Annotated in this window: 8 protein-coding genes and 1 pseudogene; 4 read left to right on the forward strand and 5 right to left on the reverse strand. The window is 62.2% G+C overall.

Annotated features, from left to right (window positions below; all coding sequences use genetic code 11):
* Window positions 1-72: 72 nt before the first annotated feature.
* Complete coding sequence (locus MJP36_RS22545; protein WP_104995824.1) at window positions 73-1,992, reverse strand: ATP-binding cassette domain-containing protein; 1,920 nt, start codon at window positions 1,990-1,992, stop codon at window positions 73-75.
* A gap of 213 nt (window positions 1,993-2,205) precedes the next feature.
* On the opposite strand from MJP36_RS22545, the gene MJP36_RS22550 reads away from it, so the two are divergent.
* A complete protein-coding gene (locus tag MJP36_RS22550; protein ID WP_060753139.1) occupies window positions 2,206-4,134 on the forward strand; it encodes a transglycosylase SLT domain-containing protein in 1,929 nt (642 codons plus the stop codon).
* Window positions 4,135-4,268: 134 nt separating this feature from the next.
* On the opposite strand, the gene MJP36_RS22555 is transcribed toward MJP36_RS22550, so the two are convergent.
* Window positions 4,269-6,086 carry an ABC transporter transmembrane domain-containing protein gene (locus tag MJP36_RS22555; RefSeq protein ID WP_199777900.1) on the reverse strand — a complete coding sequence of 606 codons (1,818 nt, stop codon included), beginning with the start codon at window positions 6,084-6,086 and terminating at the stop codon, window positions 4,269-4,271.
* Window positions 6,087-6,293: 207 nt separating this feature from the next.
* On the opposite strand from MJP36_RS22555, the gene MJP36_RS22560 reads away from it, so the two are divergent.
* Window positions 6,294-6,467, forward strand: coding sequence for a PA1571 family protein (locus tag MJP36_RS22560; RefSeq protein WP_060753137.1), 174 nt, complete (start codon window positions 6,294-6,296; stop codon window positions 6,465-6,467).
* 68 nt (window positions 6,468-6,535) lie between these two features.
* On the opposite strand, the gene pdxB is transcribed toward MJP36_RS22560, so the two are convergent.
* Complete coding sequence (pdxB, locus tag MJP36_RS22565) at window positions 6,536-7,678, reverse strand: 4-phosphoerythronate dehydrogenase PdxB (RefSeq protein WP_104995821.1); 1,143 nt, start codon at window positions 7,676-7,678, stop codon at window positions 6,536-6,538.
* A 257-nt stretch (window positions 7,679-7,935) separates the two neighbouring features.
* Here pdxB and MJP36_RS22570 point away from each other — a divergent pair.
* Window positions 7,936-9,331 (forward strand): annotated as a pseudogene (locus tag MJP36_RS22570) (MATE family efflux transporter).
* A 10-nt stretch (window positions 9,332-9,341) separates the two neighbouring features.
* On the opposite strand, the gene tusA reads toward MJP36_RS22570, so the two are convergent.
* Together tusA and rlmM are read right to left on the reverse strand one after the other, a co-directional pair.
* Window positions 9,342-9,593, reverse strand: a complete 252-nt coding sequence (tusA, locus tag MJP36_RS22575) for a sulfurtransferase TusA (protein WP_060753134.1) — start codon at window positions 9,591-9,593, stop codon at window positions 9,342-9,344.
* 145 nt (window positions 9,594-9,738) lie between these two features.
* On the reverse strand, window positions 9,739-10,815 hold the full coding sequence (gene rlmM, locus MJP36_RS22580) for a 23S rRNA (cytidine(2498)-2'-O)-methyltransferase RlmM (RefSeq protein WP_060753133.1): 1,077 nt from the start codon (window positions 10,813-10,815) through the stop codon (window positions 9,739-9,741).
* 196 nt (window positions 10,816-11,011) lie between these two features.
* Between rlmM and acnA the strand changes: the two genes are divergently transcribed.
* On the forward strand, window positions 11,012-13,753 hold the full coding sequence (gene acnA / locus MJP36_RS22585) for an aconitate hydratase AcnA (protein ID WP_244384034.1): 2,742 nt from the start codon (window positions 11,012-11,014) through the stop codon (window positions 13,751-13,753).
* Window positions 13,754-13,824 lie beyond the last annotated feature (71 nt).

The following is a 13,824-nucleotide window of genomic DNA, read 5'->3' on the forward strand; positions in this document are numbered from 1 at the left end:
AAACTGCATTCTCATATGAAAAACCCGGTGCTCATCAGATGAGCACCGGGTTTTTCAATGCACTGGAATCACTCAGGCATCCAGCTCAGCCCAACGCTCCATCAGCACTTCCAGTTCCTGGTTCAATGTCTCCAGGGAAGCGATGACCTTGGCGGTTTCAGCCGCAGGGCGCAGGTAGAAACCCGCGTCAGCCATTTCCGCTTCCACCGCGGCAATCTGCTGTTCCTTGGCGTCGATGTCACCCGGCAAGGCTTCCAGCTCGCGCTGCAGCTTATAGCTGAGTTTCTTCTTGCCAACCGGTGCCGCCGGCTCAACCGGTGCCGCAGCGGCAGCCGGGGCGACGACCGCCGAGTTCAGGTCGGCCTTGCCGGACTTGCTCTCGGTCACACCCAGCAGGCGCGGCGAGCCGCCCTGACGCAGCCAGTCCTGGTAACCACCCACATATTCACGCACCTTGCCTTCACCTTCGAAGACCAGGGTACTGGTGACCACGTTGTCGAGGAATGCCCGGTCGTGGCTGACCATCAGCACCGTGCCGTTGAAGGTCAGCAAGACCTCTTCGAGCAACTCGAGGGTTTCCACATCGAGGTCGTTGGTCGGTTCGTCGAGCACCAGCAGGTTGGCCGGCTTGCTGAACAGCTTGGCCAGCAGCAGGCGCGCACGCTCCCCGCCGGACAAGGCTTTGACCGGCGTGCGTGCACGCTGCGGGCTGAACAGGAAGTCGCCCAGGTAGCTGAGCACATGGCGGCTCTGGCCGTCGATATCGATAAAGTCGCGGCCTTCGGCAACGTTGTCGATCACGGTTTTTTCCAGGTCCAACTGATGGCGCAACTGGTCGAAGTAGGCCACGTCGATCTTGGTGCCCTCCTCCACCTTGCCACTGGTGGGTTGCAGGCCGCTGAGCATCAGCTTGAGCAACGTGGTCTTGCCGGTGCCGTTGGCGCCCAGCAGGCCGATACGATCGCCGCGCTGCAAGACCATGGAGAAGTCCTTGATCAGGAACGGGCCGTCCGGGTGATGGAAGCTGACGTTCTCCAGCACCATCACTTGCTTGCCCGACTTTTCGGCGGTATCCAGCTGGATATTGGCCTTGCCGGTGCGCTCGCGACGTTCGCTGCGTTCCACGCGCAGGGCTTTCAGGGCACGTACGCGACCTTCGTTACGGGTGCGGCGCGCCTTGATGCCCTGGCGGATCCAGACTTCTTCCTGGGCCAGCTTCTTGTCGAACAGCGCATTGGCGGTTTCTTCAGCGGCCAGGGCGGCTTCCTTGTGCACCAGGAAGCTGGCGTAGTCGCCGTTCCAGTCGATCAGGCCACCACGGTCCAGTTCGAGGATGCGCGTCGCCAGGCTCTGCAGGAAAGCACGGTCGTGCGTGATGAACAGCACAGCCCCCTGGAAGTCCTTGATGGCTTCTTCCAGCCAGGCGATCGCGCCGATGTCCAGGTGGTTGGTCGGCTCGTCGAGCAGCAACAGGTCCGGCTCGGATACCAATGCCTGGGCCAGCAGCACACGGCGACGCCAGCCGCCGGACAACTCGGCCAGGGTCTTGTCGGCAGGCAATTGCAGGCGGCTCAGGGTGCTGTCCACCAACTGCTGCAGGCGCCAGCCATCGCGGGCTTCGAGGTCTTGCTGAACGTGCATCAGCTTGTCCAGATCGGCATCGGTCACACAGTTCTGCGCCAGATGATGGTATTCGGCGAGCAATGCGCCAACGCCGTCCAGGCCCTCGGCAACCACGTCGAACACTGTCCGTCCGTCGGCTACCGGCAATTCCTGCGGCAGCTCGCCAATCTTGAGGCCCGGCGCGCGCCATACGGCGCCGTCATCGGGTTTCTGATCGCCTTTTACCAGCTTCATCATGCTGGACTTGCCGGTGCCATTGCGGCCGATGATGCACACCCGCTCACCACGGGCGATCTGCCAGGACACCTTGTCCAACAACGGCATAGCGCCGAAAGCAAGGGACACATCGCTGAATTTGAGCAGGGTCATGAGCTTCTCCAAAAACTGGGCGCGCATTCTACCTGAGTTGCGGGTGGGATGCGGCCGGCATTTTCGCTATGAACAGGTTCTACAGGACATTTGCGTCTAACTTGGATCAAGCGGGCCGCAAAGCTTTCACCGGCTGCGGGCAAAAGGCTAAGCTAGGGGCAGTCAGTGTCGGCGGTGCCGGCGCTATTCGTGATTTCTCTGCACGGACGTCTCATGCGCAGCCGCCTTTTCAGCTTTTTATCTTGTCTGCTTCTTTCCGCCACCGCCGTTCAATCCGCCCAGGCCGTGGATCTCACCACCCAACGTCAATATTACGATGAAGCCAAGCGCGCCCTGGCCAAAGGCGACAGCGGCCCCTACATGCAATATAGCCAGGCCCTGGCCGACTACCCGCTTACGCCGTACCTGGCCTACGACGAGCTGACCGCGCGCCTGAAAACCGCGAGCAACGAGGAAATCGAACAATTCCTCGCCAAAAACGGCGACCTGCCCCAGGCCAACTGGATGAAGTTGCGCTGGTTGCGCTGGCTGGCCGACCGTGGCGACTGGCAGACCTTTGAAAAGTACTACGACCCCAAGCTCAACTTCGTCGAACTGGACTGCCTGCACGGTCAATATCAGCTCACCCACAACCTGAAAGCTGAAGGCTACAAGACCACCGAAAAGCTGTGGATGACCGGCAAGACTCAACCCACCGCCTGCGATGCCACCTTCGGTCAATGGGCGGCCGACGGCCAGCTCACCGAGAAAAAGATCTGGGACCGCGCCAAACTCGCCGCCGAAGCGCGCAACTACGCACTGGCCAACAGCCTGGTGAAAACCTTGCCGACCCTCGGCGCCCAGGGCCGCTTGATGGTGGATGTCGCGCAAAAGCCTGACATGCTCGGCGACCCGTCGCGCTTCCTGCCGGCCACCGAAGCCATGTCCGATGCAGTTGGCCTGGGCCTACGCCGCCTGGCACGCCAGGACCCGGACAAGGCCATGGCCCTGCTCGACGGCTACGCCAGCAGCATGCACTTCTCCCGTGACGAAAAAGTGTCGATCGCCCGCGAAATCGGCCTGACCCTGGCGCGCCGCTATGACCCGCGCGCGCTGGACGTGATGACCCAGTACGATCCGGAGCTGCGTGACAACACCGTCTCCGAATGGCGCCTGCGCTTGTTGCTGCGTCTGGCTCGCTGGGAAGAAGCCTACCAGCTCACCCGCAAACTCCCGCAAGACCTGGCGACCACCAACCGCTGGCGCTACTGGCAGGCGCGCAGCCTGGAACTGGCCGAACCGAAAAACCCACAGGCGCTGGTGCTGTACAAAAACGTGGCCAAGGAACGGGACTTCTACGGGTTCCTCGCCGCCGATCGCTCCAAAGCGCCCTACCAGCTGACCAACAAGCCACTGGTCATGAGCCAGGCACTGATGAACAAAGTGCGCAACACCCCCGGCGTGCGTCGTGCCCTGGAGTTCTATGCGCGGGGCCAGGTGGTGGATGGCCGCCGCGAGTGGTACCACGTCAGCCGTCACTTCAACCGTGACGAGATGGTGGCCCAGGCCAAGCTGGCCTACGACATGAAGTGGTATTTCCCGGCAATCCGTACCATCAGCCAGGCGCAATACTGGGACGACCTGGATATCCGCTTCCCGATGGCGCACCGCGACACCCTGGTGCGCGAGGCCAAGGTGCGTGGACTGCATTCAAGCTGGGTGTTCGCCATCACCCGCCAGGAAAGCGCCTTCATGGACGACGCCCGCTCCGGTGTCGGCGCCAGCGGCCTGATGCAACTGATGCCTGGCACCGCCAAGGAAACCGCACGCAAGTTCAGCATCCCGCTGGCCTCCCCGGCCCAGGTGCTCGACCCGGACAAGAACATCCAGCTCGGCGCCGCCTACCTGAGCCAGGTGCACAGCCAGTTCAGCGGCAACCGCGTCCTCGCCTCTGCCGCCTACAACGCCGGCCCCGGCCGTGTGCGCCAATGGCTGCGCGGGGCGGACCACCTGAGCTTCGATGTGTGGGTTGAAAGCATTCCTTTCGACGAAACCCGCCAGTATGTGCAGAACGTCCTGTCTTATTCGGTGATCTACGGGCAAAAGCTCAACTCCCCCCAACCGCTGGTGGATTGGCATGAGCGCTACTTCGACGATCAGTAACTACCTGTAGTGAGCGGGCTTGCCCCGCGCTGGGTGGCGCAGCCGCCCCAAATCCAGGCACCTCGGTATTCCTGAAACACCGTGGTGTCCTGGTTGGGGCGGCTGCGCCACCCAGCGCGGGGCAAGCCCGCTCACTACTTGTCGCCTTCCTTCCCGTCACTGAACTGCAAAGCGGCCAATCGTGCATACAGCGGGTTGCTCGCAATCAGCTGCTGGTGCGTGCCAACCGCGATCAATTTGCCTTGATCCATGACTGCGATCCGATCCGCGTTCTTGACGGTTGCCAATCGATGCGCAATCACCAGGGTGGTGCGCCCTTGCATCAACTGCGGCAGCGCCTGCTGGATCAAATGCTCGCTCTGGGCATCCAGGGCGCTGGTGGCCTCGTCCAACAGCAGGATGGGCGCATCTACCAGCAATGCACGCGCGATGGCCAGGCGTTGGCGTTGACCGCCGGAAAGGCCCATGCCGCCGTCGCCGAGGTGGGTCTGGTAGCCGTCGGGCATTTGCAGGATAAAGTCGTGGGCGTGGGCGATGCGCGCGGCGGCTTCGACCTGCTCACGCGTGGCGGACGGGTTGCCGTAGCGGATGTTTTCTTCGACGCTGCCGAAAAACAGCGCCGGGCTCTGGGATACCAGGGCAAAATGCCGACGCAGGTCCATGGGGTCGAGATCGGTCAGCGGGTGGCCTTCCAACAGGATGCGGCCTTGTTGTGGATCGTAGAAGCGCAGCAACAGGTCGAAAATCGTCGATTTACCCGCCCCGGACGGCCCCACCAGGGCGAGGGTTTCGCCAGGGTTGATCGTGAGGCTCAGGCCATCGATGGCATAGCGGTCTGGCCGCGACGGGTAGGAAAAATGCAGGTCCTGCAATTCCATGCGCCCGCTGACCCGCTCCGGCAACTGCAGCGTGCCAGTGGCCGGTGCCTGGATCTCGTTGCTCGACTGCAATAGCTCGCCGATACGCTCAGCGGCCCCCGCAGCGCGCTGCAACTCCCCCAGCACCTCACTCAAAGTGCCCACGGCACTGCCGACGATCAAGCTATAGAACACAAACGCCGCCAGCTCACCGCCGGAAATGCGCCCGCTGATCACGTCCATGCCCCCCACCCACAGCATCACCCCCACGGCGCCCAGCACCAGCATGATCACCAGGGTAATCAGCCAGGCCCGTTGGGCGATGCGCTTGCGCGCCGTGGCAAACGCGTCTTCCACGGTCACGGCGAAGCGTTGTTCGTCCTGCACCTGGTGGTTGTAGGCTTGCACGGTCTTGATCTGGCCGAGGGTCTCGGACACGTAGCTGCCCACATCGGCGATACGGTCCTGGCTCAGGCGCGAGAGGCTGCGCACGCGGCGACCGAAAATCAGGATCGGTGCCAGCACCAGCGGCAAGGCCACCACCACGATACTGGTCAGCTTGGGGTTGGTGACAAACAACAAAACGATGCCGCCGATGACCATCAACCCGTTACGCAGGAACAACGACAAGGACGAGCCGATCACCGATTGCAGCAGCGTGGTGTCGGTGGTCAGCCGTGACTGGATTTCCGAACTGCGATTGTTTTCATAGAACCCCGGATGCAGATAGATCAGGTGGTTGAACACCTGCCGACGGATGTCCGCCACCACCCGCTCGCCAATCCACGAGACCAGGTAGAACCGGGTAAAGGTGCCTACGGCCAGGCCCAGCACCAGCACCATGAACAGCCCGATGGACTGGTTGAGCAGGTGCGGTGACTGGGTCATGAACCCTCGGTCTACCAACAGACGGATGCCCTGCCCCATCGACAAGGTGATACCCGCCGTGACAATCAGCGCCAACAAGGCCCCCAGCGCCTGCCAGCGATAGGGCGCGATAAAACGGCTGGCCAAGCGAATCGCATGACGTTGACGGACTGAGAACATGGAGGGTTTCACCTGCGCCAAGAAAGAGAGGTCTGTGCACAGCAACATTGGGGGAACTTGTGTAAATAACAATGAGTCAGGTTATTTATGCCCGCCGATACAGGCTGCTAGAGGCTATCGGTCTAAAGCACGGCTGGAAATATGTATCGGTTTCTGGTGGACTGGATACCCGCACCGTGACTTTGCAAGGAGTTGTAATAGCTCGGTCACGCGGAGAAATTAAACTAGGTACACAACCTGATGAGGAGACAGGCCATGACCTTGCAAAACAGCAGCGATGCCAAAATTAACGTAATCCGCCAACCGCAGCAGTTGCCTTGCTCGTACATCGACGCCAAGGGCCGCGAGGTTCAGATTACCGAAGAGATGATCCAGCAAGCGTGTCACGAGCTGGAACAGCGACTGGTCAAACCTGCCCAGCAAGGCTGAAGCGCCCACGCTCTTTCAAACCCGGCCTCGATGGCCGGGTTTTTTATTGTGTGCTCGTTTATTGGGGGCTAGATCGTTACCGCGCCCAAGGCGGACACGATGCTCGACAATGCTGGCGATTCGCCGTTGATCCGCACGCGCAGGCCATCAATCTCGCGGCGCTCCGGATAGTGCTTGCGCAGCAGGTCGAAAGCCTTGCGCTGCTCTTGCTCGCTGCCTACGAGGCTGCGGCGAAAATCCGCATCATCACGGCGCGGGTCATACACGCTGCGGCACAAGGTCGCCAGCGCCCAGGCCGGGTCGGTCGAGGCATTCAGGTGCACCTCGGCCAGCCACGGCGCCGGCAGCAGGTCGCTCAATTGAATGCTGGCCGGCTGGCCCAGATGCGCACAGAGCGCTTGATAGATCTGCGCCGTCCCACGTTGCTTGCCGTCCAGGCTGTAACCGGCAATATGCGGCGTGGCCAGCACGCACAGGTCAGCCAGGTCGACATCCACCTGCGGCTCGCCTTCCCACACGTCCAGCACCGCTTGCAGGTCTTCGCGAGCCAGCAACACCTCGCGCAGGGCTGCGTTGTCGACCACCGGCCCCCGGCTGGCATTGATCAGCCAGGTGCCGGGCTTGAGACGATTCAGACGCTCGCGATCAAACAGATGCCAGGTGGAACCATTGCCGGATTGAGTCAGCGGCGTATGCAGGCTGATCACATCGCATTGTTCGATGATCTGCTCCAGGCTGACGTAATCACCGTCTTCGGCGATCTGGCGCGGCGGGTCGCACACCCGCACATCCCAGCCCAGGCCCTTGAGCACCTTGACCAGGCGCCCGCCCACTTCACCCGCGCCCACCACGCCGTAGGTGCGCTGCTTGAGGTCGGCCCCCTCGATTTCAGCCAGGGTGTGCAAGCTGCCCAGCACATAATCCACCACACCCCGCGCATTGCAGCCGGGGGCGCTGGACCAGGCAATGCCGGCCTGCGTGAAGTATTCCAGGTCCAGGTGATCGGTGCCGATGGTGCAGGTTCCGACAAACCGCACCGCTGTCCCCTCCAGCAAGGCTCGGTTGACGTGGGTCACCGAACGCACCAGCAGCACATCGGCCTGCTCGACCGTGGCGCGGTCGATGGAGCGACCGGGCACCCGGCGAATTTCGCCAAACCCTTCGAAGAAGGCATCGAGCAGCGGGATATTTTCGTCGGCAACAATCAGCATGGCAGGCTCCTTTCGCGGACCCGCAGTGTAACAGCGCGCATTCACGGTGGGAGGGGGGCTTGCTCCCGATAGCGGCGGATCAGAGACAAATGTGCAACTGACATACCGCTATCGGGAGCAAGCCCCCTCCCACTCGGATTCGCGGTGTTGGGGGAGGGCGCTTACAAATCGCTAACACAGGTTTTTTCCTGGCCAATGCGTCAAAGCGTAGAATCCGCCGACCTTGCACTTCGCTTCCCGATTGGACACCCCCGCACGTGAACACTGCCACCACCCCCCCTCACCCGCCCCGCCCGTATCAGTCGGGAAGTGCGCGGCCTGCTGACCCTCGCCCTGCCGATCATGATCGGCCAACTGGCAACCACGGCGATGAGCTTTGTCGACGCCGTGATGGCCGGGCGCGTCAGCCCGCAGGATCTGGCGGCGGTGGGCCTGGGCAATTCGATCTGGATTCCGGTGTATCTGCTGATGACCGGCACCCTGCTGGCCACCACGCCGAAAGTCGCCCAGCGCTACGGCGCCGGCCAGTTCAGCGAGATCGGCCCACTGGTGCGCCAAGCCCTGTGGCTGGCGCTGGTGGTCGGGATCAGTGCCGCGTTGTTGCTGCTCTGCGCCGAACCCATCCTGCATGCCATGAAGGTCGAGCCCGACCTGATCGAACCCTCCATGGGCTACCTGCACGGTATCGCCGCAGGCATGCCGGCTGTCGCGTTCTATTACGTGTTGCGCTGTTTCAGTGACGGCCTGGGCCGCACGCGGCCAAGCATGGTCATGGGCCTGTGTGGGTTGGCGCTGAACATTCCCCTGAATTACATCTTCATCTACGGCCACCTGGGCGTACCGGCCATGGGCGGCGCGGGCTGCGGTTGGGCCACGGCGATTGCGATGTGGGTGATGATGCTCGGCCTGGCCGCCTGGACCCGCTGGGGGCCGGCCTATCAGAGCAGCGAGCTGTTCAAGCGTTTCGACTGGCCCCAGTGGTCGGTGATCAAGCGCGTGCTGGGCATCGGCCTGCCCATCGGCGTCGCGATCTTTGCCGAGTCGAGCATCTTCGCGGTGATCGCCCTGCTGATCGGCAGCCTGGGCGCTACCGTGGTCTCGGGTCACCAGATCGCGCTGAACGTCAGTTCCCTGGTGTTCATGATTCCTTACTCCCTGAGCATGGCGATCACTGTACGCGTCGGCCAGGCCCTGGGCCGTGGCGAACCCCGTGAAGCGCGCTTTGCCGCCGGGGTCGGCATGGGTACGGCGTTGGCGTACGCCTGCTTGTCCTGCGGCCTGATGCTGGTGTTCCGCGAACAGATTGCGACGATCTACACCCCCGACCCGGTCGTGATCCACCTGGCCTCGACGCTGATCGTGTTTTCGGCGCTGTTCCAGTTCTCCGACTCGGTCCAGGTCACCGCCGCCGGCGCGCTGCGTGGTTACCAGGATACCCGGGTGACCATGGTGCTGACGTTGTTCGCCTATTGGGGCGTGGGCCTGCCGGTGGGCTACGCCCTGGGCCTGACCGACTGGCTCGGCGCGCCCAGCGGCCCAAGCGGCTTGTGGCAAGGGCTGATCGTGGGCTTGAGCTGTGCGGCGGGGATGCTGCTGGTACGCCTGGCGCGCAGCGCACGCCGGCGCATCCGTGCGCACAAGGCGTATAGCTAGGAACGCAAATTCAGGAAGCGTTCTTGCGAATCCAATACAGGTACGTACCGGCCTGCTCCTGCTGATCCACCAGTTCGTGGTCAAGGAACACGCAGAACTTGGGAATATCGCGGCGGGTCGACGGGTCGGTCGCGATCACCTTGAGCAAGCCGCCCGGCGGCAGGTCACGGATGTGTTGGTGCAGCATCATCACCGGCTCCGGGCAGTTGAGGCCCGTTGCATCGAGCACTGCGTCTACAGGCAAATCGAGGGGTTGGTTCATACATCACTCCTGAAACGGCACCGCTCAAAATGTGGGAGCGGGCTTGCTCGCGAAGACGCGGGCACATTCAACATGGATTTCGACGGTTATACCGCTTTCGCGAGCAAGCCCGCTCCCACAGGGGTTTTGTGGTCAGTTCAATTCTTCAGCGGGTCTTGGGTTTCTTCGCAGTTTCCAGCCGACGCAAGTGGCAAGTCACTTCTTCACGATCGTGATACAGCTGTTTGCAGCCGATCTCCACGCGAATGCCGCGCGCCTTGAAGCCTTCCTCGATACGCTCCAGCAAGCGCTTGACTTCGGCATAGCGCTGCTTCATCGGCAACTTGAGGTTCACCACCGCCTCACGACAATGCCCTTCGCCGATCCAGGTTTCCAGCAGCGCCGCATTACGTGCAGGCTTTTCAACGATGTCGCAGACCATCCAGTCCACCGGCTGCTTGGGCACGAAGGTGAAGCCGTCGGCCATCAAATGCTGCACCAGGCCGGTGTCCATCAGGCTTTCGGCCATGGGGCCGTTATCGATGGCGGTCACCAGCATGCCGCGGTTGACCAGTTGCCAGGTCCAGCCGCCCGGTGCTGCGCCCAGGTCGACGCCCGTCATGTCGCTGTGCAGCCGCTCGTCCCACTGCTCGCGGGGGATGAAGTGGTGCCACGCCTCTTCCAGTTTCAACGTCGAGCGGCTCGGCGCTTCGCGGGGGAACTTCAGGCGGGGGATGCCCATCGGCCACATCGCCGAATTATTCGACTCGGCCAGGCCCATGAACACCTCACGACCACTCTTGAAGGTCAGCAGCAGGCGCGGCTTGCTCGGGTCGTCCACCAGCTTGCCGGCGTTCAACAAGGCTTTGCGCAGGTGCACTTCGAATTTCTTGCAGAAATTCGACAGCTCTTTGCCGTCGTTGGTGTCGACCATTTCCAGCCACAGGCTGCCGCACACCGGGAAGCCTTGCAGGTGCGCGAGGATCACGCTGATGCGATCCGTTTCCGGCAAGTCGATAAACACCCCGCGCGCCCACTGCCTTGGGAAGATCAACTCGGCAAAACGCTGGCCGTGCATCAGGCGCTGGGCGCCGTCTTCTTCGGTGCAGACAAATTCGGCGCAGGCGCTGCCGGTCTTGGCCTTGGCGTAGCCGGAAACGTTCAGGCGCGCGGCGTGCTCCGCGATCTCGGAACAGACTTCGCCTTCAAAACCCGGGCGGCAGTGCATAAAAAGGGTGTTCATCAACTCTCCTGGTGAATCGACCGACTTGCGCTATCGCAATACCTGTCATGAAAACCCGCGCATGATAGCGGAGTTCTGAACCTTGGACTTAGCGATAGAGTCCAGTTATTAGCCTGCTAATGAAAACAGGGCTAACGTGTAAGGCTCTGTTCGTCCCGTCAGGTCCGTAGCCGTGCGGACCATAAGGAGTCACGTAATGTCATCCCTTGATAGCCTGAGAACCCTTAAAACACTGGAAATAGACAGCAAGACCTACCACTACTTCAGCCTGCCCGAAGCCGCCAAGAGCCTGGGTGACCTGGACACGTTGCCGATGTCGCTCAAGGTGCTGCTGGAAAACCTGCTGCGCTGGGAAGACGCCAAGACCGTCACCAGCGCCGACCTCAAGGCCATCGCCGCCTGGCTCAAAGAGCGCCGGTCCGACCGCGAGATCCAATACCGCCCCGCACGGGTGCTAATGCAGGACTTCACCGGCGTACCCGCCGTGGTCGACCTCGCCGCCATGCGCGCCGCCGTGGCCAAGGCCGGGGGCGACCCGCAGCGCATCAACCCGCTCTCCCCCGTGGACCTGGTGATCGACCACTCGGTGATGGTCGACAAGTTCGGCAGCACCAGCGCGTTCGAGCAGAACGTCGACATTGAAATGCAGCGCAACGGCGAACGCTACGCCTTCCTGCGCTGGGGCCAGAGCGCCTTTGACAATTTCAGCGTGGTACCGCCCGGCACCGGCATCTGCCACCAGGTCAACCTCGAATACCTGGGCCGCACCGTATGGACCAAGGACGAAGACGGCCGCACCTACGCATTCCCCGACACACTGGTGGGCACCGATTCCCACACCACCATGATCAACGGCCTGGGTGTACTCGGCTGGGGGGTGGGCGGGATCGAAGCGGAAGCAGCGATGCTCGGCCAACCGGTGTCGATGCTGATTCCGGAAGTCATTGGCTTCAAGCTCACCGGCAAGCTCAAGGAAGGCATCACCGCTACCGACCTGGTGCTGACTGTCACCCAGATGCTGCGCAAAAAAGGCGTAGTCGGTAAATTCGTCGAGTTCTATGGCGACGGCCTCGCCGACCTGCCTCTGGCGGACCGCGCCACCATCGCCAACATGGCCCCGGAATATGGCGCCACCTGCGGTTTTTTCCCGGTTGATGAAGTGACCCTGGACTACCTGCGCCTGTCCGGTCGCCCGAGCGAAACCGTCAAGCTGGTGGAGGCCTACACCAAGGCCCAGGGCCTGTGGCGCAATGCGGGCCAGGAGCCGGTGTTCACCGACAGCCTGGCGCTGGACATGGGCGACGTCGAAGCCAGCCTCGCCGGGCCGAAACGTCCGCAGGACCGGGTCTCGCTGCCCAATGTGGGCCAGGCGTTCAGCGACTTCCTCGACCTGCAGTTCAAACCCGCCAGCAAAGAAGAGGGCCGCCTGGAAAGCGAGGGCGGCGGTGGCGTCGCGGTGGGCAATGCCGACCTGGTGGGCGAAACCGACTATGAAGAGGCTGGCCAGACCTATCGCTTGAAAAACGGCGCCGTGGTGATCGCGGCGATCACCTCTTGCACCAACACCTCCAACCCCAGCGTGATGATGGCGGCCGGGCTGGTAGCGAAAAAGGCCGTGGAAAAGGGCCTGACCCGCAAACCTTGGGTCAAGAGTTCCCTGGCGCCCGGCTCCAAGGTGGTCACCGACTACTACAAGGCGGCGGGCCTCACCCAATACCTGGACAAACTGGGCTTCGACCTGGTGGGTTATGGCTGCACCACCTGCATCGGCAACTCGGGCCCATTGCCCGAGCCGATTGAAAAAGCCATCCAGAAAGCCGACCTCACCGTCGCTTCGGTACTGTCCGGCAACCGCAACTTCGAAGGCCGCGTACATCCGCTGGTGAAAACCAACTGGTTGGCCTCACCGCCGCTGGTGATGGCGTATGCGCTGGCCGGTACAGTGCGCATCGATATCAGCCGCGAACCGCTGGGCAACGACCGGGATGGCAAGCCGGTGTACCTCAAGGACATCTGGCCAAGCAGCCAGGAAATCGCCGACGCGGTGGCCCAGGTCAGCACGGGCATGTTCCACAAGGAATACGCCGAGGTGTTTGCCGGGGACGCGCAATGGCAAGCGATTGAAGTACCGCAGGCCGCGACCTACGTGTGGCAGAAGGACTCCACCTACATCCAGCACCCGCCGTTCTTCGATGATATTGCCGGGCCTTTGCCGGTGATCGAGGATGTCAAAGGCGCCAAGGTGCTGGCCCTGCTGGGGGATTCGGTGACCACCGACCACATCTCCCCTGCCGGTAATATCAAGACCGACAGCCCCGCCGGTCGCTACCTGCGCGAGCAAGGCGTGGAACCGCGCGACTTCAACTCCTACGGCTCACGCCGGGGCAACCATGAAGTGATGATGCGCGGCACCTTTGCCAATATCCGCATCCGCAACGAAATGCTCGGCGGCGAGGAAGGCGGTAATACGTTGTATATCCCCACCGGCGAGAAGATGGCGATCTACGATGCGGCGATGAAGTACCAGGCGGCGGGCACGCCGCTGGTGGTGGTTGCCGGGCAAGAATACGGCACCGGCTCCAGCCGCGACTGGGCAGCCAAGGGTACCAACCTGCTGGGGGTCAAGGCGGTGATCGCCGAGAGTTTCGAGCGTATCCACCGCTCCAACCTGGTGGGCATGGGCGTGCTGCCCTTGCAGTTCAAGCTGGATCAGAACCGCAAGACACTCAAACTGAGCGGCCGGGAGACGATCGATATTCTTGGGCTGACCCATGCCGAGATCGAGCCGCGAATGAACCTGACGCTGGTGATTACCCGGGAAGATGGCAGTACGGAGAAGGTCGAAGTGCTGTGCCGGATTGATACCCTGAACGAAGTCGAATACTTCAAAGCCGGGGGCATCCTGCACTACGTACTGCGCCAACTGATCGCCTCCTAGAAAACTCAAAGGAGATCAAATGTGGGAGGGGGCTTGCTCCCGATAGCGGTGTATCAGGTTGAGTCTGTGTA

The sequence above is a fragment of the Pseudomonas palleroniana genome (assembly GCF_022836895.1).
GTDB lineage: Bacteria > Pseudomonadota > Gammaproteobacteria > Pseudomonadales > Pseudomonadaceae > Aquipseudomonas > Aquipseudomonas palleroniana.

Coding starts and splice junctions, on each gene's coding strand:
- MJP36_RS22545 (WP_104995824.1), bottom strand. CDS start 1,992: ATGACCCTGCTCAAATTCAGCGATGTGTCCCTTGCTTTCGGCGCTATG.
- MJP36_RS22550 (WP_060753139.1), top strand. CDS start 2,206: ATGCGCAGCCGCCTTTTCAGCTTTTTATCTTGTCTGCTTCTTTCCGCC.
- MJP36_RS22555 (WP_199777900.1), bottom strand. CDS start 6,086: ATGTTGCTGTGCACAGACCTCTCTTTCTTGGCGCAGGTGAAACCCTCC.
- MJP36_RS22560 (WP_060753137.1), top strand. CDS start 6,294: ATGACCTTGCAAAACAGCAGCGATGCCAAAATTAACGTAATCCGCCAA.
- pdxB (WP_104995821.1), bottom strand. CDS start 7,678: ATGCTGATTGTTGCCGACGAAAATATCCCGCTGCTCGATGCCTTCTTC.
- tusA (WP_060753134.1), bottom strand. CDS start 9,593: ATGAACCAACCCCTCGATTTGCCTGTAGACGCAGTGCTCGATGCAACG.
- rlmM (WP_060753133.1), bottom strand. CDS start 10,815: ATGAACACCCTTTTTATGCACTGCCGCCCGGGTTTTGAAGGCGAAGTC.
- acnA (WP_244384034.1), top strand. CDS start 11,012: ATGTCATCCCTTGATAGCCTGAGAACCCTTAAAACACTGGAAATAGAC.